A 16,837-nucleotide genomic window follows, 5' to 3' on the forward strand; every position below is an offset into this window, starting at 1 on the left:
CGGCAGACGCAAAACGCGCGGGCGCCGTACATCGCGCCGGCCGCGGAAAGGATCCATGCGCGCATGGACCTCGGCGGTACAGGCCGGGCACGCTCGGCGTGGCTAAAATGGGCCGTTTTCCGCCCGCCACCGAGCCAGCCGTGACCCACGCTCCCGTCAGTACGATCAAGCAGGACGATCTGATCCAGTCGATCGCCGACGCCCTCCAGTACATCAGCTACTACCACCCCGTCGATTACATCCGGAACCTCGCCGCCGCATACGAGCGCGAGGAGTCGCCGGCAGCGAAGGACGCGATGGCGCAGATCCTGATCAACTCGCGCATGTGCGCCGAGGGTCACCGCCCGATCTGCCAGGACACCGGTATCGTCACCGTGTTCCTCGAAGTCGGCATGGACGTGCGCTGGGAGGGTTTCAGCGGCTCGCTGGAAGACGCCGTCAACGAGGGCGTGCGCCGCGCCTACAACCACCCGGACAACAAGCTGCGCGCCTCGGTGCTGGCAGATCCCGCCGGGCTGCGGGTGAACACGAAGGACAACACCCCTGCGGTGGTGAACGTGAAGATCGTGCCGGGCGACAGGCTCGACGTGATCGTCGCGGCCAAGGGCGGCGGCTCCGAGGCGAAGTCGAAGTTCGCGATGCTCAACCCGTCCGATTCGATCGTCGACTGGGTGCTGAAGACGGTGCCGACGATGGGCGCCGGCTGGTGTCCACCGGGCATGCTCGGCATCGGGATCGGCGGCACCGCCGAGAAGGCGATGCTGCTCGCGAAGGAGGCGCTGATGGAGCCGATCGACATCCAGGACCTGATCGCACGCGGGCCGGCGAACCGCATCGAGGAACTGCGGCTGGAACTCTACGGGAAGGTCAACGCGCTCGGCATCGGCGCACAGGGCCTGGGCGGCCTGACCACCGTGCTCGACATCAAGATCCGCGATTACCCCACCCACGCGGCGAACCTGCCGGTGGCGATGATCCCCAACTGCGCCGCGACGCGCCACGCGCACTTCACCCTCGACGGCACCGGCCCTGTGGCGCTGGATCCGCCTTCGCTGGAAGACTGGCCAAAGCTCACCTACGCCCCGCAGAATGCGCGCCGGGTCGACCTCGACAGCATCACGACGGACGACGTCGCCACCTTCAGGCCGGGCGAGGTGCTGCTGCTCAACGGCAGGATGCTCACCGGGCGCGACGCCGCCCACAAGCGCATCGTCGAGATGCTCGATCGTGGCGAATCGCTGCCGGTCGACCTGCGCGGGCGCTTCATCTACTACGTCGGGCCGGTCGATCCGGTGCGCGATGAGGTCGTCGGCCCGGCCGGCCCGACCACGGCCACGCGCATGGACAAGTTCACCGAGCAGGTGCTGTCGCAGACCGGCCTGCTGGGCATGATCGGCAAGGCCGAACGCGGCCCCGCGGCGCTGGAGGCGATCAGGAAGCACCGCTCGGTGTACCTGATGGCGGTCGGCGGCTCGGCCTACCTGGTGTCGAAGGCGATCCGCGCGGCGCGCGTGGTCGCGTTCGAGGACCTGGGCATGGAGGCGATCTATGAGTTCGAAGTGCGCGACATGCCGGTCACGGTGGCGGTCGATTCGAACGGCACGTCGGTGCACGTCACCGGGCCGCGCGAATGGCAGGCCAGGATCGGGAGGATCCCGGTGGTCGAGATCGCCTGAGCATCGCGCGGCCGGTCGTTGGATTTCTCCCTTCGGTCGAAATGACAGGTTTCTGCAGATCGAGCCCGTCGTTCCAACTGGAAAAAATGCCTGGCGTTCCGACTGGAAACGCCTGTCGTTCCGAATGGAAAGGCCTGTCATTTCAACTGGACGACCTTTCATTTCGACTGGAAAAGGCCTGTCATTCCGAACTCGCGCAGCGGGTGAGGAATCCCGCACGGCGCACCCTCCTTGCGCGGGGCCATCGCAGGCTGGCCGCATCCGGGCGGCGCGCCGGGGCACGGGGATCGCCCGGTGTTCGACGACGCAGGCGCAGGCGATAATCGCAGCTCCCCGATGCGTGCGAAGCCCATGTCGATCGTCCTCTATGGTTCTCCCAGCAGCGCCTCCCTCGTCGTCCACTGGCTGCTGATCGAGCTCGGGGTCGAACACGAGCTGCGCATGCTCGACTTCGGGCGGCACGAGCAGAAATCGCCGGACTACCTCGCGATCAATCCGCAGGGCCGGGTGCCGGCGCTGGTCGTGGACGGGCAGGTGCTGACCGAGTCGGCGGCGATCGTCATGCAGCTCGCCGACCTGCATCCGCAGGCTGGACTGGCGCCTGACGTCGGCACGTCCGCGCGCGGCGACTACTACCGCTGGATGCTGTTCTGCGCCTACACGCTGATGCCGGCCTACCGCAACTGGTTCTATCCGGACGAGCCGGCCGGCCCGGAGAACGTGGAACGGGTGCGCGAGTCGGCGCGCGGAGTCGTCGAGCGTGCCTGGCAACAGGTGTCCGACCATCTCGCCGAGCACGGCCCCTACCTGCTCGGCGGGCGGCGCAGCGCCGCCGATTTCCTGCTGACCATGCTGATGCGCTGGTCGCGCAACATGCCGCGACCCAGCGACGGCTGGCCGGCGCTGGCCGCGCACGCGGCGCGGATGAAGGCATTGCCTTCCTTCGCCGAGGTCTACCGCCGCGAAGGCCTCGTCGACTGGACCTGAGCGCCGCCCGCTACAGCTGCGAGCGCAGCGGCCTTACCACTTTCTCGGCGAACTTCTCCGACAGCGGCCGGTTCGCCCACATCGCCAGGCTGTACTGCTTCGCCCGCCCCAGGTCGTCCTCGAACACCGCGGTCATCTTCGCCGCGAAGTCGCGGTCGTAGACGTTGAGGCTGGCCTCGTCGTTGAGCCGGAACGAACGGATGTCGAAATTCGTCGAACCCACCGACACCAGTTCGCCGTCCACCACCAGCAGCTTCACGTGGGTCATGGTCGGCTGGTACTCGTGGATCTCGACCCCGCCCTCCAGCAGCGGCCCCCACGAGGCCTTCGACGAGAGCTTCACCGTGTCCGAGTCGATGTGCTCGCCCGGCAGCAGCACCCGAACCCGCACCCCCCGCCTGCGCGCCGCCAGCAGTGCGTCCGCGATCAGCTCGTCGGGCACGAAATAGGCGGCGGACAGGTCGATGCTGCGCGTGGCCGCGGCGATCGCCGAGAGATACATCAGGTGCATGCTCTCGCTGCCCCCGGCCGGCGAGGCGATGAACAGGTGCGCGTCCATATCGCCGGCGCGCTCGAGTTCCGGGAAATACTCCGGCCCGTTGAGCAGTTCGCCGGTGGTCTTGATCCAGTTGTCGTTGAAGGCCGACTGCATCTGCGCCACGGCCGGTCCCCCGATGCGGAAGTGGCTCTCGCGCCAGTGGTCGGGATCCTGGGCGTGGCCCGTCCACTGGTCGGCGATGCCGACGCCGCCGGTGAAGCCGATCCGGCCGTCGACCACCAGCAGCTTGCGGTGGGTACGGTTGTTCATGCGCCCCAGGTTGTACCAGTGCAGCGGCCGGTAGCGCTCGACGCGCACGCCCGCGTCTTCCATCAGCGACAGCAGCTGCTCATCCATCTTGATGCTGCCGACCCAGTCGACCACCAGGTGCACGGCGACGCCGTCGCGTGCGCGCGCGGACAGGGCTTCGGCGAACTCCTTGCCGATCTCGCCGGACCAGTAGATGTAGGTTTCCATGGTGATGGTGCGCCGGGCGCCACGGATCGCCTCGAGCATCGCCGGGAAGATCTGGTCGCCGTTCTGGAAGTCCTCGATGTGGTTGCCGGCCAGGATCGAAGGGCCCAGCAGCACCGACATCTCGCGCCGGAACTGGGGGTCGGAGACCGCATGCCGGTGCTCGACCTTCTTCTCGACCTTCTTCTCGGGCGTGGCGAAGTTCATCGCCAGCACCACGACCAGGATCGTCAGCACGATCGTCACGACGATGACCCAGGTCATGCGGCGGCGGCTCCGGCGAAGGGTGGGCATGGGCAGTGCGAAAGGGCCGTTCGGACGCGGCGCGGCACTGTGCCGGGTTGGCCGCCATGGCTGCGTGAAGCCGTCGCCGCGGGCGGCTCAGTCGACATGCGGCTCGAACCACTCCTGCAGGGAAACCCCGAGGCCCAGGTAGGTCGCCTTGTGGTTGTAGTCGATCAGGCTCTCGCCGTAGCCGTGGAAGAGCTGCAGGCGGCCGCGCATGGGCAACGAATGGTGGATCGGGAAACCCCAGTCGAACTGGACCGCGCCGTGCGAGCGGTCGCCGCCGCGCAGCGAATGCCGCGCCATCAGCGAGAACTCGTTGCGCCCGCGCACATGGGTGAGTGTGGCGTCGCCGCGGCCGATGTAATCCTCCATGCCGGGGTTGTCGTCGTCGTCGCCGTCGGACACCCGGATCCAGGGACGCAGCATCAGCGCCCAGTCCTCGCGGTCCAGGCCGATGTTGAACATGATCCGGTTCCAGCTGCGCGAGAGCGGGTCGCCGCGGCCGTTGGACTGGTGGTTGATGCCGATCGCGGCCATGCGTCCCTTCCAGTCGCCGAGGCTGTAGGCGTTGCGGAACACCAGCAGGATCTCCGGCTCGTAGTTGGTCTCCCGGAACGGCCGCGACGCGTCCGCGTTGTAGACCTGCCAGCGCGAGGACTGCGTGTATCCCATCCAGAGGTCGCCGTTGTCGCCGAACAGGTTCTCCACCGCCTTGGTCTTGAAGCTCAGCTGGAACTTGGTCTCGATCGCCTCCTGCCCGGTCGCCTGGGTGACGGTATTGTCCGGGTTGGGCGAGAACGGCAGCTCGTTGGTCCGCGAGGTCCAGAACGCGGGCATCAGGTACACCGGTTTGTAGACGCGGAAGTTGAAGATCCCGAGCTTCGAGTCGCGGGCCAGTTCCCAGCGGCTGTCGAGCAGCGATCCGCGCCCGGCATTGGCCAGCGCCTGGCCGATCTCGTCGTCGTGCCGGAACAGGTCGTTCGCGCGCCTCGCGCGGCCGCGGCCCGGCGCCGCGTCGTCTCCCGCCTGCGCATCCCGCGCTGCGCGCGCGCGGGCCGCGGCGAGGTCCGCTTCGAGCGGACCGGCCGAATCGCGCCGGGCGAGCGTGTCGTAGCACGCGAGCCGCGCGGCATCGGTTTCGATCGCAACGCAGGTTTCCAGCGAAGGATCAGCGTCCGACTGCGCCAGGGCCGGCGCCGATGCGAGCGCCAGCAGGGCCAGGGCTGCGGTCGGGGCGTACATCGGGTTCATCTGGCGTCGGACCGGCGTTCGAGGAGGTTGACGCCGCCGTCGGCCGCTTGTTGCGCTTGAGCCAGTTGTTCGTCGATGTCGCGGTTGACCGAGGTATCGGCCTCGGCGCCGTGCACCGGTTCGGCATGCTCACGCGCCTGCGCGGCGCCGCTCTGCTCGCGTGCGGTCAGCAGGTGGTAGGTCGTACGCGGCCCCTCGATGCCGGCGTGCGCAAAGGCCGTCTTGACCAGGCGGATCGCCTCGCTGCGAACCTTGCCCAGGTCGCTGTGGCGCTGGTCGATCCAGCCGAAGAAGCGCAGCACGATGCCGCCGGGCGTGAACTCCTTCACGCTCCACGACGGGCCGGGGTCGGAGAGCAGTCCCTCGATCCGGCACACCTGCTCGAGTCCCAGCGACTGCGCCATCCGGATCGACTGGCCGACATCGATGGTCACGGTGAAATCGAAGCGCCGCTTCGGATTGCGGCTGTAGTTGAGGATGATGGCCTTGAACACCAGCGCGTTCGGCAGCCGCAGTTCGTTGCCGTCGAGCGTCATCAGCAGGGTCGAGCGCGAGTGCAGCGCGACCACCTTGCCCTCGTTGCCGTCGACCACCACGTGGTCGCCCGGCGCGAACGGCTGGCGCAGGCTGAGCAACACGCCGGCGACGTAGTTCTCGGCGATGTCCTTGAAGGCGAAGCCGAGCACCAGGCCGATGACGCCGGCCGACCCCAGCACGGCGGTGACCAGGGCCGTGGCGTTGAGCAGATCCAGCGCCAGCAGCACGCCGAACAGGATCAGCAGCGCACGCAGGACGTTGCGGATCAGCCCGTCCATGTAGGGGTTGTGGGTCCGCAGCCGCAGCAGGTGCAGCCGCCGAGACACGAAGCCGCCCAGCCACGCGGAGAAGGCGACGATCAACAGCGCGGCGAGCAGCAGCGGCAGCTTCGCCACCAGTTCGGCAAGCCGCGCGGCCACCCGGTCGAAGGTGAAGTCGAAGCGTCCGCGGATATCGTCGTCGGGCGGGGGCACGGCCGGTGCGGCGGTCGCGGGCGGCTGTGCGGGCACGGCGGCATCGGCGGCCGCCTGCATCGCCTCGACCGGAACGACGGACAGCACGCCGGCGAGCAGCAACGCCGACAGCACGATGGTTCGGGCTGCGAGCCCGGGAGCGAAGTGGAACGCAGGCATGCGGGGGCGGGGCGGGGAAACCGGCAGTCTATCGCCGCACCGACAAGGCGGCGTCAATCGGTCCACCAGGCCAGCGCGAAGATACCGACCATCGCGAACGCAATGGTGATCTTCAGCACGGTGCCGACGAAGATCCCGAACCAGGTGCCGATGCCGACCCTGGTCGCCTGGCCGAGGTCGCGGTGTCCGATGCCGCGGCGCGCGACCAGTTCGCCGAATACCGCGCCCACGAACGGGCCGACGAACACGCCCACCAGCCCGAAGAACAGCCCGACCACGGTTCCCACCAGCGCCCCGACGACCGCCAGCCGGCTCGCTCCGACGCGCTTGGCGCCGGCGGCGGAGGCGAGGAAGTCGACGCCGATGGAGATCAGGGTGAGCGCCGCGAGCAACAGGACCGTCCACCCCCCGATCTGTTCGAATCCACCCGCCCACGCGGCCAGCAGCATGCCCGCGAACACCAGCGGCAGGCCCGGCAACGCCGGCAGCAGGATCCCGGCCAGACCGGCCAGCACCAGAAGCACCGCGACGGCGTAGTAGATCGATTGCGCTTCCATGGGAACTCCGTGGACGGCGGATGCCGTCGGTCGGCCCATTCTGGCAAAGGCGTCGGGCTGGCGCCCGTTTTTCCTGCGAATGCGGGAGGCGTGACCGCCCGGGGCCGGCGGCCGCGTTGTCTGTTGTGGCACAGGCGCACACGCACGCGCACGGGGCATCCGTCGCCGGCGACCCATGGCCGGCACAGGCTGCCGAGCAAGCGCCCGTCGGCCCGGCCAGGAAAGGCCACGACGACCAGGCGCGCGGGCAGGCACCTGATTCGTCGCGAGCGGGTCCGGACATGCGTCGGACTCTCGACCTGGAAACGCGCGGGACGCGCGTTTCCAACCACCTGTTCCATCACCTGTCGGGGAGAATCACCATGTCGTCGGAGCGTCAGACTGGCACCGTCAAGAGCATCAACGAAGGCGCGGGCCAGGTACTCGTGGGCCGGGTCGGCGGCGGCGACATCCGCTTCGGCAGCGCCGACTTCGTCGCGATGGGCGGGCCGTCGCCGTTCGTCGGCCAGCAGATCAGTTTCCTCGTCGACAGCGCCGATCCCGACAGCGCCCACCTCGATCCCGGGTGGCACGAGCCGCAGGGCGGCGGCGGCACCCATCTCTGACGGGCCTTGGTGGCACCACACGGATACGACTCGTCCGAGATGGGCCGCGAGGATGCGGGGCGGACCTTGCGCGGTTCACCCCGGGGACGGACAAGAAGACGCCGCCGGTCGCGTGCGGCCGGCGGCGTCGGGACGACAGACAGCGTCCGGACTCAGTAGACCCAGGCGCGCCCGTTCTGGACGCGGACGTAGGAGCCTTCGCGAATCCCGCCAAGATCGGCCTGGTGCACGGCGGTGGTGCGCCCATCGTCCATGCGGACGTGGACCGTGTAGCCGCTGCGATTGGCTTCCACCCGGTTCTGGATGGCGTTGCCGGCGACCGCGCCGCCGGCCGCACCCGCGGCGATCGCGACATTGCGCCGGCCCTCGCTGTCGGTGTTGCGGCGTGCGAGCTCCTTGGCCGCGACCGCGCCGACGATGCCGCCGAGTACCGGTCCGGCGACGTTGGTGCCGCCCGCGGCCGAGGTTTCGATGGCGACCACCGTGCCGCAGTCGTAGCAGCGACCCGAAGCCGGCGCGGTGCCGGTACTGCCGTAACCCGGACCGTAGCCGGGGGATGTGCTGGCGCAGCCGGCGAGGGCCAGCGTGGCGATCGTGGCGACACAGGTCATGCGCATGCGGATGCTCATCGGTAACTCCTCGACTTCGTGGACGACGGGCCGCGCGCAACGCGGCACGGGTCGGACACTAGGCTTCGCCCGGTGAACGTCGCGGCAATCTCCCCGCAAACCCGGGCCATCCCGGCGAACCCATGCAGTCGCGGTTCAGCCGTTGCGGTCGGCGTTGCGCCCGGCGTCAGCGGAAGTCCTGGTGGCAGGCCTTGCAGGCCTCGCCGACCTTGTCGGCAGCCTGGGTGACGCCCTGGCAGCCCACGGGCGGTGCGGACAGCGCGGCGTCGAGCTCGCCACGGAACTGGGCCGCGTGCGCGACGAAGCGCTGGTCGTCGCGCAGCTCCGGCAACGCACGCTCGAAATCGTTACCCAGGGTGCGCAGCGCCTGCAGGTGGGGCAGGGTGTCGGTGGGGCTGCAGCGGTTGGCGGTCGCGTTCTCGCGCATCTGCGCGGCCTGTGCCGAGAGCAGGTGCATCAGCGCATCGGGGTAGTGGTCGCGCCAGGTCTTTCGCGACTCCAGGGTGCGCAGAAGCATCACCACCGCCACGATGCCGATCACCAAGCCCAGCAGGAATACGAACAGGTACTTCGACGCGGCCGACGGCGGTTTGCGTCCTGGCCCGGATGCGGATGCGGGCGGTGGCGTGGTCGACATGGCGGACTCCATAACGGGCACGGCGACGATAGCACGCGGTCCCGCCGGCTAGACTTGCAGGATGGAACAGGTCTGGAGCGAGCGGTTTGCCGGGATCGACCGGCTGTACGGCCGCGGCGCGGTCGAGCGCCTGCGCGGCGTGCGGGTGGGGGTTGTGGGCCTCGGCGGGGTGGGTTCGTGGCTGGTCGAGGCGCTGGCGCGCAGCGCAGTCGGGCACCTGTCGCTGATCGACGCCGACGACCTGTGCCTGTCCAACACCAACCGCCAGTTGCCGGCGCTCGACGGTCAGTTCGGCCGCAACAAGGCCGAGGCGATGGCCGAACGCTGCCGGGCGATCAACCCCGCGGTCTCGCTCGACGTGGTGCCGGCGTTCCTCACGCCCGGTAACCTCGAGGAACTGCTCGATCGCGGCTTCGACCTGGTGGTCGACGCCTGCGACAGCTTCCGCAGCAAGGTCGAGCTGATCGCGTGGTGCCGGCGGCGCAAGCTGCCGGTGCTGACCGTCGGGGCCGCGGGCGGGCGCACCGATCCTACCCTGGTGCGCGTGCGCGACCTCTCGCGCACCGAGCACGATGCGATGCTGGCCCTGATCCGCAAGAAGCTGCGCGGCGAATTCAGTTTCCCGAAGAACCGCGACCGTTACTTCGGCGTGCCGGCTGTGTATTCGCTCGAGAACGTGAAGTATCCGCAAGCCGATGGTTCGGTCTGCGGGACGCGGCCCCCGGCGGGGCCGGACGCCGCGCTGAAGCTCGACTGCGGCGCTGGACTGGGTGCGGCCACCCACATCACCGGTGCCTTCGCCTTTGCCGCCGCGGGCAAGACCCTGGAGATCCTGCTCAAGCCGCAGCGTCCATAGCTGCGCCTGTGTGCGGCCTGGCGCACGGCGTTGCGGATGCAGACGCGATCCGCTCGCGAGTCACGCCAGCCACTTGAGAACGCGATACCAGACGAACCGGGGGAGCTGATTCCGGGCCCGCACGGATCGTGTCGACGACCGCCGCACCGTCCGGAACACGGTTGCAGTACGCGCCGCGCGGAGGAAGCGCGGCCCCGGCCGGACGCGCATCCCTGCTCAGCGAGCAGCCGTCGCGACTTCGTCAGGCGGATCCCGTGGCGGCGGCAGGCCGAACAGGCGCGCGGCATTGACGCTGGTCGCCCGGGCGATCTCTTCCGGATCGACCTCGCGCAATGTCGCTACCGCCTCCAGCACGGCCGCCAGGCGTGCCGGTTCGTTGCGCTGGCCGCGGATCCCTGCGTCGGGCTGGTCGGGTGCGTCGGTTTCCAGCAGCAGGTGCTGCAGCGGCATGGCCGCCACCAGCCGGCGCAGTCTCCTGGCGCGTTCGTACGTGACCGGCCCGCCGATGCCGAGCAGGAAGTCGAGTCGCCACAGTTGCCGCGCCTGTTCCTCGCTGCCCGACCAACTGTGGACCACGCCGCGCAGCCCGCCGATGCGGCGCAGGGTCGCGATCACGGCGTCGACCGCACGGCGCGCATGTACGATCACCGGCAGGTCGAACTCGCGCGCAAGCCGCAACTGGCCTTCGAAGCAGGCCTGCTGCGCGTCGCGGTCGAGGCCGTCGACGAAGTAGTCCAGCCCGCACTCGCCCACGGCGACCGGGCGCTCGCGCTCGATCCAGGCACGCAGGTCCTGCAGGTGCCCGGGCAGATGCGCCGCGAGATACATCGGGTGCAGTCCATAGGCCGGATACAGGCCCGGCGTCGTGCGGCAGAGATCGCGCAGCTTCGGCCATGCCTCCGCCTGCACGGCAGGGATCACCTGGGAGCGCACGCCGGCCGCGTGGGCGCGGGCGACGACGGCATCGCGGTCGCCGTCGAACTCCGGGGCATCGAGATGGCAATGGCTGTCGATCAGCAGCATGGCGGGCCGCGGCGCGGCGGGCGCTCAGGAACGGCGCGTCGCCTCGCCCTCGACCGCGGATGCCGGCGGCTTGCGATTCTTCCAGTTCGCCAGCAACAGCGTGCCGAGGCCGAGCACGATCTCGTCGATGAAAGGGATCGGGTCGAACGGCCAGAGCACGCTGATCGCGAACGCGATCGCGGTGACCTTGAACAGGGTCGGGTAGCGCAATCCCCGCGCCCAGTTGAGCAGCGGCAGCAGCAGCGGGTTGGCCATGCGCGGGACTCCGGCAGAGGCAGTGGCGACGACGCTAGCACGACCCGCGACCGCTGGCGATTCATTGCCGCGTCAGCTTGCCGGGAACTTCTGCGGTCCTCGTTCAGGTTGGCAATGCTGCAATCACCTCGCAGATTCGGATGCGGGCACAGACCCGAGGAGGAGCGTGATGAAAAGCAATACTCTGGCCATCGCCCTGGCGTCGCTGCTGGTGGGTGGCGTCGCGGTGGGTGCCTACCACAACAGCCGCGACAAGGGCCCGCTCTCCGCGGAAGATGGCGTCGAAGCCGGCGCAGGTCGGCTCGAATACGCTTCCGTCGTCGCGGTCACGCCGGTGACCGAGAAGGCGGAGCTGTACGCCACCGTGATCGGATCCGAACCGGTGCGCGAGACGACCACGTCCACCACCCCGCGCCAGGTCTGCCAGGACGTGGTGGTGCAGGAGCGCCTGCCGGAGCGCGATGGCAACGTCGGCGGCACCGTGGCCGGCGCCGTGATCGGAGGCCTGGTCGGCAACCAGGTCGGCAGCGGCAACGGCCGCAAGCTGGCGACGGTCGCCGGCGCCGTCGGCGGCGGCTTCGCGGGCCGCGAGGTCGATCGGCGCCATGTCGGCGGACGCGTGGTCGAACGCGTCGACCGCCAGTGCCGGACGGTCCAGGACAGTGCGCGGTCCTCGCGCGTGGTCGCCTACAACGTGACCTACCGCAACCCCGACGGCACCACCGGCACCATGCGCACCGGCGACAAGCCGGGCGACCGGATCGCCCTGGGCAGCGAGGACCGCACCATCGGCTACGACGTCACCTATGAATACGACGGCGTGGAGACCACGGTACGGATGGACGAGGATCCGGGCGACCGGCTGCCGGTCATCGACGGCGAGATCATGACCCGGATGGCGGCGACTCACGTGCCCGACCGCGGCTGATCCCGCGCCCGCCGCAAGCAAGGCGTCCCCGGACGGGCCGGCATTTGCCGGCCCGTCGGCGTTGAGGGGGCGGCAGTCGTGGCCGCGGACCGTACAATATGAAACCTTCCTTGTCCGAAGCCGTCCGATGGCCCTGCATCCCTACGATCTCTACGACGTCCGCTCTCTGCTCAGCGAGGAGGAGCGTGCGGTGCAGGACGCCGTTGCCCGCTTCACCGACGAGCGGGTGTTGCCGATCATCGGCGACTGTTTCGACGAGGGCCGCTTCCCGGCCGAACTGGTCCCGGAAATGGCCGGTCTCGGCCTGCTCGGCGCGACCCTGCCGGAGGAGTACGGCTGCGCCGGCCTCAACGCCGTCAGCTACGGTCTGATCTGCCAGGAACTCGAGCGCGGCGACTCCGGCCTGCGCAGCTTCGCCAGCGTGCAGTCGTCGCTGTGCATGTACCCCATCTTCGCCTACGGCAGCGAGGAGCAGAAGCGACGCTGGCTGCCCGACATGGCGGCCGGCAAGGTGATCGGCTGCTTCGGCCTGACCGAACCGCATGGCGGCTCCGACCCGGGCAACATGAAGACCCACGCGAAGAAGGACGGTGCGGACTGGGTCCTCAACGGCTCGAAGATGTGGATCACCAACGGCAACCTCGCCCACATCGCGATCGTGTGGGCGCAGACCGAGGACGGCATCCAGGGCTTCGTGGTCGAGAAGGATTTCGCCGGCTTCAGCACGCAGGAGATCAAGCACAAGATGAGCCTGCGCGCGTCGGTGACCAGCGCGCTGTACTTCGACAACGTGCGCGTGCCCGACGCCAGCCGCCTGCCTAACGTCAAGGGCCTGAAGGGCCCGCTGGGCTGCCTCACGCAGGCGCGCTACGGCATCACCTGGGGTCCGATCGGCGCCGCCATCGCCTGCCTCGACGAGGCCCTGAACTATTCGAAGGAACGCATCCTGTTCGACCGCCCGGTCGCGGCCACCCAGAGCGCGCAGATCAAGATGGCCGACTGGGCGCGGCGCATCACCTCGGCCCAGTTGCTGTCGCTGCAGCTCGGCCGGCTCAAGGACGCCGGCAGGATGCAGCCCACCCAGGTGTCGCTGGCGAAGTGGAACAACTGCCGCATGGCGATCGACATCGCGCGCGAGGCGCGCGACCTGCTCGGCGGCGCCGGCATCACCACCGAGCACTGCCCGATCCGCCATGCGCTGAACCTGGAATCGGTGATCACCTACGAGGGAACGGAGACCGTGCACCAACTGGTGGTGGGCCGGGAACTGACCGGCATCAACGCGTTCTGATCAATGTGGTCGCCCGCCCCGCGCGGCGGGGCAGGGCCGGGGGCTCGACATGACCGATCACGGTCCCGTTCTCGAAACCGAACGCCTGATCCTGCGGCTGCCGCGGATCGAGGATTTCCCGCGCTACGCCGAGCTGCTGGCGGACGAGGAGGCCTGCCGCTACATCGGCGGGCACCAGCCCGCCGGCGGCGCCTGGCGGCGCTTCCTGCAGATGCCGGGTGCATGGGCGCTGCAGGGCTTCGCGATGTTCTCGGTGATCGAGAAGGACAGCGGTCGCTGGGTGGGGCAGATGGGGCCGTGGCAGCCGTTCGGCTGGCCGGGGACGGAGATCGGCTACGCCTTCCATCGCGATGCCTGGGGCAGGGGCTATGCGACCGAATCCGCGGTCGCGGCGATCGACTGGGCGTTCGCCCAGCTCGGTTGGGACGAGATCATCCATTGCATCGACCCGGACAACCTCGCCTCGCAACAGGTCGCACAGCGGTTGGGTTCGAGCCTGCGCGGCCCGGGCCAGCTGCCGGCGCCGTTCGATGGGGCGCGGGTCGACGTCTGGGGCCAGACGCGCGCGCAGTGGCAGCACAACCGGACGCGCTTCGCATGACCACGGTGCATGGCTACTCCACGTCGGGCAACTGCCACAAGCTGCGCCTGTTGCTGGAACAGCTCGACCGGCCCTGCCGCTGGGTCGAGGTGGACAGTTCCCGGGGCGAAACCCGCACGCCGGAATACCTGGCGAAGAATCCCAACGGCAAGGTGCCGATGCTGGAACTCGACGACGGCCGCGTGCTGGTCGAGTCGAACGCGATCCTGTGCTGGCTGGCCGAGGGTACGTCGTTCCTGCCGTCGGACCCCTGGCAGCGCGCGCAGGCGCTGAGCTGGATGTTCTTCGAGCAGTACAGCCACGAGCCCTACGTCGCGGTGGCGCGCTTCATCCGCGGCTGGACGCCGCCCGATTCTCCCCGCCGCGCGGACCTGCCGCAGCTGCGCGAACGCGGCCACGAGGCGTTCGCGGTGATGGAGCGGCACCTGGGCGGCCATGCATGGTTCACGGGCCCCGAATACGGCATTGCCGACATCGCCCTGTTCGCCTACACCGATGTCGCCGGCGACGGCGGCTTCGATCTTTCCCCCTACCCGGCGCTGCGCGACTGGCTGGCGCGCGTGCGTGCGACGTCCGGGTTCGTTGCGATGCCGGCGCCGCCACGTGAGGTACAGGCACTGCTCGACCAATCCCAGTAGGCCGGCCTCCAGCCCGCCTCCACAGCACGGGCGCCGCCCGCCAATGCGTGATCCGCCGGGTCACGCGACCAGACGACCACACACGAAGACCCTGCATGTTCGCCTCCGTCCCGAATCCGATCCCGGCCCGCATGAAGGGCCTCAACCGCGCCGAGATCTGCGACGTCAACTTCATCGAGTTCGTCAAGGCCTGGAGCGGCAAGGTCGATGCCACACCCGCGGCCGACGAGGCGATTCTCGAAGGCAGCGCGCTCGATGCCCGCGGCTTCCGCGAGCTGTTCGAGTCGCAGCTCGTCAGCCGCCACCTCGACCTGATGGCGCGCGTGCTGCGCGTGCAGAACAAGGTCTTCTACACCATCGGCTCCAGCGGCCACGAAGGCAATGCGATGGTCGCGCGGCTCACGCGCCACACCGACCCGGCATTCCTGCACTACCGCAGCGGCGGCTTCATGGCCGAGCGCTTCCGCAAGCTGCCGGGCATGGACCCGGTGATGGATTCGGCGCTGTCGTTCGCGGCATCCAAGGACGATCCGGCCAGCGGTGGCCGCCACAAGGTGTGGGGCAGCAAGCCGCTGTGGGTGCTGCCGCAGACCTCGACGATCGCCTCGCACCTGCCCAAGGCATTCGGCACCGCGGTGGCCATCGAGCAGGCCCGGCGCATCGGCCATGCGTTGCCGGTGCCCGACGACAGCATCGTGGTGTGTTCGTTCGGCGACGCATCGAGCAACCACGCCACCGCGCAGACCGCATTCAATGCCGCGGCGTGGACGGCCTACCAGAAGCTGCCCGCGCCGGTGCTGTTCGTCTGCGAGGACAATGGCATCGGCATCTCGGTGAAGACGCCGGGCGGCTGGGTGGCGCGCAACTTCGGCCAGCGCCCGGACCTGGATTACTTCCATGCCGACGGCCTCGACCTGGCCGCGGGCTACGGCGAGGTGCAGCGCGCGGTCGAGCACTGCCGGCGTACGCGCCGCCCGACCTTCCTGCACCTGCGCACCACGCGGATCATGGGCCATGCCGGCACCGACTTCGAGATCGAGTGGCGCAGCGTCGAGGAGTTGTGCGCGGTGGAAGCGGGCGATCCGCTGCTGCGTTCGGCCGCGATCGCGCTGGAATCCGGGCTGATGTCGAAGGAGGAGATCCTTGGCCTGTACGAAGCCACGCGCGCGAAGTGCTTCGCCGCCGCGGAGGATGCCGACCGCCGCCCGCGCCTGCAGACGCTGGACGAGGTGATGGCGCCGCTGGCGCCGTACTCGCCCGACGCCGTGCGCGAGGAGGCCATGCGCGCCGACTACGCGGATCGTCGCGTGGCGGTCTTCGGGGGCGAAGCGAAGCTCCCCGAGCACCAGCCGCCCCGGCACCTCGCGATCCAGATCAACCAGGCGCTGCACGACCTGTTCGCCAAGTATCCCGAGGCGCTGCTGTTCGGCGAGGACGTCGCGCAGAAGGGCGGCGTCTACACCGTGACCAGGGGACTGCAGAAGGCCTTCGGCGCGCGCCGGGTGTTCAACACCCTGCTCGACGAGACCATCATCCTCGGTCTTGCCCAGGGCTACGCCAACATGGGCATGCTGCCGCTGCCGGAAATCCAGTACCTGGCCTACTTCCACAACGCCTGCGACCAGATCCGCGGCGAGGCGGCGAGCCTGCAGTTCTTCAGCAACGGCCAGTACCGCAACCCGATGGTGATGCGGATCGCGTCGCTCGGGTACCAGCGCGGTTTCGGTGGGCATTTCCACAACGACAACTCGATCACCGCGCTGCGCGACATCCCCGGGCTCGTGGTGGGTTGTCCGTCGCGCGGCGACGATGCCGCGACCATGCTGCGCACGATGATGGCGCTGGCGAAGGTCGACGGTCGCGTCTGCGCGTTCCTGGAGCCGATCGCGCTGTACATGGCCAAGGACCTGCACGCGCCCGGCGACGGCAGCTGGCTGACCGGCTATCCGCCGCCCGAGCAGGCGATGACGTTCGGCGAGGAACGTGTCTACCACCCGGACGCGAAGGACCTGGTGGTCTTCACCTTCGGCAACGGCGTGCCGATGAGCCTGCGCGCGGCGCGGTCCATCGAAGCCAAGCACGGCTGGAAGGTGCGGGTGGTCGACCTTCGCTGGCTGGTGCCGCTCAACGAGGCCGCGATCGCGCGCCATGCCGGCGAATGCGACCGCATCCTGGTGGTCGACGAGGGACGCCGCAGTGCCGGGGTCGGCGAGGGCATCGTCACCGCGATCGCCGAAGCCGGCTATCGTGCACGGCCGTTCCGGCGCGTGGTCGGCGCGGACACGTTCACCCCGCTGGCGGGCGCCGCGTTCCTGGTGATCCCGTCGGACGACGAAATCGTCGCCGCGGCGGACGCGCTGGCCGCAGGCTGACCGCGCCCGGACCGCAAGGGTCGGGGCGCACCGGCAGCTCGCAGTTCGCCGGCGCGCGGTCG

17 protein-coding genes are annotated in these 16,837 nt (G+C 69.3%); 9 read left to right on the forward strand and 8 right to left on the reverse strand.

Features of this window, described 5'->3' with window-relative positions; translation table 11 throughout:
* Positions 1 to 140: 140 nt before the first annotated feature.
* Both JMO03_RS03825 and JMO03_RS03830 read left to right on the forward strand, forming a co-directional pair.
* Complete coding sequence (locus JMO03_RS03825) at positions 141 to 1,676, forward strand: fumarate hydratase (protein ID WP_337926352.1); 1,536 nt, start codon at positions 141 to 143, stop codon at positions 1,674 to 1,676.
* A gap of 351 nt (positions 1,677 to 2,027) precedes the next feature.
* The gene (locus JMO03_RS03830) at positions 2,028 to 2,663 is read left to right on the forward strand and encodes a glutathione S-transferase family protein (protein WP_202840384.1); all 636 of its coding nucleotides are present in this window, start codon (positions 2,028 to 2,030) and stop codon (positions 2,661 to 2,663) included.
* Between the two features lie 10 nt (positions 2,664 to 2,673).
* Here the strand turns inward: JMO03_RS03830 and JMO03_RS03835 are convergent, their stop codons facing one another.
* The 4 genes from JMO03_RS03835 to JMO03_RS03850 all read right to left on the reverse strand — a co-directional run bounded on the left by JMO03_RS03835 (position 2,674) and on the right by JMO03_RS03850 (position 6,940).
* Complete coding sequence (locus tag JMO03_RS03835; RefSeq protein WP_202840385.1) at positions 2,674 to 3,939, reverse strand: phospholipase D-like domain-containing protein; 1,266 nt, start codon at positions 3,937 to 3,939, stop codon at positions 2,674 to 2,676.
* 117 nt (positions 3,940 to 4,056) lie between these two features.
* On the reverse strand, positions 4,057 to 5,214 hold the full coding sequence (locus JMO03_RS03840) for a phospholipase A (RefSeq protein ID WP_202840392.1): 1,158 nt from the start codon (positions 5,212 to 5,214) through the stop codon (positions 4,057 to 4,059).
* Entirely contained in the window at positions 5,211 to 6,383 is a 1,173-nt protein-coding gene (locus tag JMO03_RS03845; protein ID WP_202840394.1) for a mechanosensitive ion channel family protein, read from the reverse strand. The genes JMO03_RS03840 and JMO03_RS03845 overlap by 4 nt, the downstream gene beginning before the upstream one ends.
* A 53-nt stretch (positions 6,384 to 6,436) precedes the next feature.
* The gene (locus tag JMO03_RS03850; RefSeq protein WP_202840396.1) at positions 6,437 to 6,940 is read right to left on the reverse strand and encodes a DUF456 domain-containing protein; all 504 of its coding nucleotides are present in this window, start codon (positions 6,938 to 6,940) and stop codon (positions 6,437 to 6,439) included.
* 362 nt (positions 6,941 to 7,302) lie between these two features.
* On the opposite strand from JMO03_RS03850, the gene JMO03_RS03855 reads away from it, so the two are divergent.
* Positions 7,303 to 7,545, forward strand: coding sequence for a hypothetical protein (locus JMO03_RS03855; protein ID WP_202840398.1), 243 nt, complete (start codon positions 7,303 to 7,305; stop codon positions 7,543 to 7,545).
* Between the two features lie 152 nt (positions 7,546 to 7,697).
* Here the strand turns inward: JMO03_RS03855 and JMO03_RS03860 are convergent, their stop codons facing one another.
* Both JMO03_RS03860 and JMO03_RS03865 read right to left on the reverse strand, forming a co-directional pair.
* Positions 7,698 to 8,168: a peptidoglycan-associated outer membrane lipoprotein precursor gene (locus tag JMO03_RS03860; protein ID WP_202840626.1), complete on the reverse strand. Its 471-nt coding sequence runs from the start codon at positions 8,166 to 8,168 to the stop codon at positions 7,698 to 7,700.
* 172 nt (positions 8,169 to 8,340) lie between these two features.
* Positions 8,341 to 8,811, reverse strand: coding sequence for a cytochrome c (locus tag JMO03_RS03865; protein ID WP_202840405.1), 471 nt, complete (start codon positions 8,809 to 8,811; stop codon positions 8,341 to 8,343).
* A gap of 61 nt (positions 8,812 to 8,872) precedes the next feature.
* Here JMO03_RS03865 and JMO03_RS03870 point away from each other — a divergent pair, with 61 nt between their 5' ends.
* A complete protein-coding gene (locus tag JMO03_RS03870) occupies positions 8,873 to 9,667 on the forward strand; it encodes a tRNA threonylcarbamoyladenosine dehydratase (protein WP_202840408.1) in 795 nt (264 codons plus the stop codon).
* 216 nt (positions 9,668 to 9,883) lie between these two features.
* Here JMO03_RS03870 and JMO03_RS03875 read toward each other — a convergent pair whose 3' ends face one another.
* Positions 9,884 to 10,690: a TatD family hydrolase gene (locus tag JMO03_RS03875; protein ID WP_202840410.1), complete on the reverse strand. Its 807-nt coding sequence runs from the start codon at positions 10,688 to 10,690 to the stop codon at positions 9,884 to 9,886.
* 24 nt (positions 10,691 to 10,714) lie between these two features.
* Positions 10,715 to 10,945: a DUF6116 family protein gene (locus JMO03_RS03880; RefSeq protein WP_202840412.1), complete on the reverse strand. Its 231-nt coding sequence runs from the start codon at positions 10,943 to 10,945 to the stop codon at positions 10,715 to 10,717.
* Positions 10,946 to 11,114: 169 nt separating this feature from the next.
* Between JMO03_RS03880 and JMO03_RS03885 the strand changes: the two genes are divergently transcribed.
* From JMO03_RS03885 to JMO03_RS03905, 5 genes are all read left to right on the forward strand, one after another.
* Positions 11,115 to 11,873, forward strand: a complete 759-nt coding sequence (locus JMO03_RS03885) for a glycine zipper 2TM domain-containing protein (protein ID WP_202840414.1) — start codon at positions 11,115 to 11,117, stop codon at positions 11,871 to 11,873.
* A 127-nt stretch (positions 11,874 to 12,000) separates the two neighbouring features.
* Positions 12,001 to 13,164 (forward strand): acyl-CoA dehydrogenase family protein, encoded by a 1,164-nt coding sequence (locus tag JMO03_RS03890; RefSeq protein ID WP_202840416.1) that lies wholly within the window; start codon positions 12,001 to 12,003, stop codon positions 13,162 to 13,164.
* A gap of 49 nt (positions 13,165 to 13,213) precedes the next feature.
* Complete coding sequence (locus JMO03_RS03895) at positions 13,214 to 13,765, forward strand: GNAT family N-acetyltransferase (protein WP_202840418.1); 552 nt, start codon at positions 13,214 to 13,216, stop codon at positions 13,763 to 13,765.
* Positions 13,762 to 14,403, forward strand: coding sequence for a glutathione S-transferase family protein (locus tag JMO03_RS03900; RefSeq protein WP_202840420.1), 642 nt, complete (start codon positions 13,762 to 13,764; stop codon positions 14,401 to 14,403). The genes JMO03_RS03895 and JMO03_RS03900 overlap by 4 nt, the downstream gene beginning before the upstream one ends.
* A gap of 95 nt (positions 14,404 to 14,498) precedes the next feature.
* The gene (locus JMO03_RS03905; protein WP_202840422.1) at positions 14,499 to 16,775 is read left to right on the forward strand and encodes a thiamine pyrophosphate-dependent enzyme; all 2,277 of its coding nucleotides are present in this window, start codon (positions 14,499 to 14,501) and stop codon (positions 16,773 to 16,775) included.
* Positions 16,776 to 16,837: the final 62 nt, after the last annotated feature.

Source organism: Luteimonas saliphila (genome assembly GCF_016774335.1).
Taxonomy (GTDB): Bacteria; Pseudomonadota; Gammaproteobacteria; order Xanthomonadales; family Xanthomonadaceae; genus Luteimonas; species Luteimonas saliphila.

Bases quoted from the DNA above. Each gene is read 5' to 3' on its own strand.
- JMO03_RS03830 (WP_202840384.1), top strand. From the start codon at position 2,028: ATGTCGATCGTCCTCTATGGTTCTCCCAGCAGCGCCTCCCTCGTCGTC.
- JMO03_RS03835 (WP_202840385.1), bottom strand. From the start codon at position 3,939: ATGACCTGGGTCATCGTCGTGACGATCGTGCTGACGATCCTGGTCGTG.
- JMO03_RS03840 (WP_202840392.1), bottom strand. From the start codon at position 5,214: ATGAACCCGATGTACGCCCCGACCGCAGCCCTGGCCCTGCTGGCGCTC.
- JMO03_RS03845 (WP_202840394.1), bottom strand. From the start codon at position 6,383: ATGCCTGCGTTCCACTTCGCTCCCGGGCTCGCAGCCCGAACCATCGTG.
- JMO03_RS03850 (WP_202840396.1), bottom strand. From the start codon at position 6,940: ATGGAAGCGCAATCGATCTACTACGCCGTCGCGGTGCTTCTGGTGCTG.
- JMO03_RS03855 (WP_202840398.1), top strand. From the start codon at position 7,303: ATGTCGTCGGAGCGTCAGACTGGCACCGTCAAGAGCATCAACGAAGGC.
- JMO03_RS03865 (WP_202840405.1), bottom strand. From the start codon at position 8,811: ATGTCGACCACGCCACCGCCCGCATCCGCATCCGGGCCAGGACGCAAA.
- JMO03_RS03870 (WP_202840408.1), top strand. From the start codon at position 8,873: ATGGAACAGGTCTGGAGCGAGCGGTTTGCCGGGATCGACCGGCTGTAC.
- JMO03_RS03875 (WP_202840410.1), bottom strand. From the start codon at position 10,690: ATGCTGCTGATCGACAGCCATTGCCATCTCGATGCCCCGGAGTTCGAC.
- JMO03_RS03880 (WP_202840412.1), bottom strand. From the start codon at position 10,945: ATGGCCAACCCGCTGCTGCTGCCGCTGCTCAACTGGGCGCGGGGATTG.
- JMO03_RS03885 (WP_202840414.1), top strand. From the start codon at position 11,115: ATGAAAAGCAATACTCTGGCCATCGCCCTGGCGTCGCTGCTGGTGGGT.
- JMO03_RS03890 (WP_202840416.1), top strand. From the start codon at position 12,001: ATGGCCCTGCATCCCTACGATCTCTACGACGTCCGCTCTCTGCTCAGC.
- JMO03_RS03895 (WP_202840418.1), top strand. From the start codon at position 13,214: ATGACCGATCACGGTCCCGTTCTCGAAACCGAACGCCTGATCCTGCGG.
- JMO03_RS03900 (WP_202840420.1), top strand. From the start codon at position 13,762: ATGACCACGGTGCATGGCTACTCCACGTCGGGCAACTGCCACAAGCTG.
- JMO03_RS03905 (WP_202840422.1), top strand. From the start codon at position 14,499: ATGTTCGCCTCCGTCCCGAATCCGATCCCGGCCCGCATGAAGGGCCTC.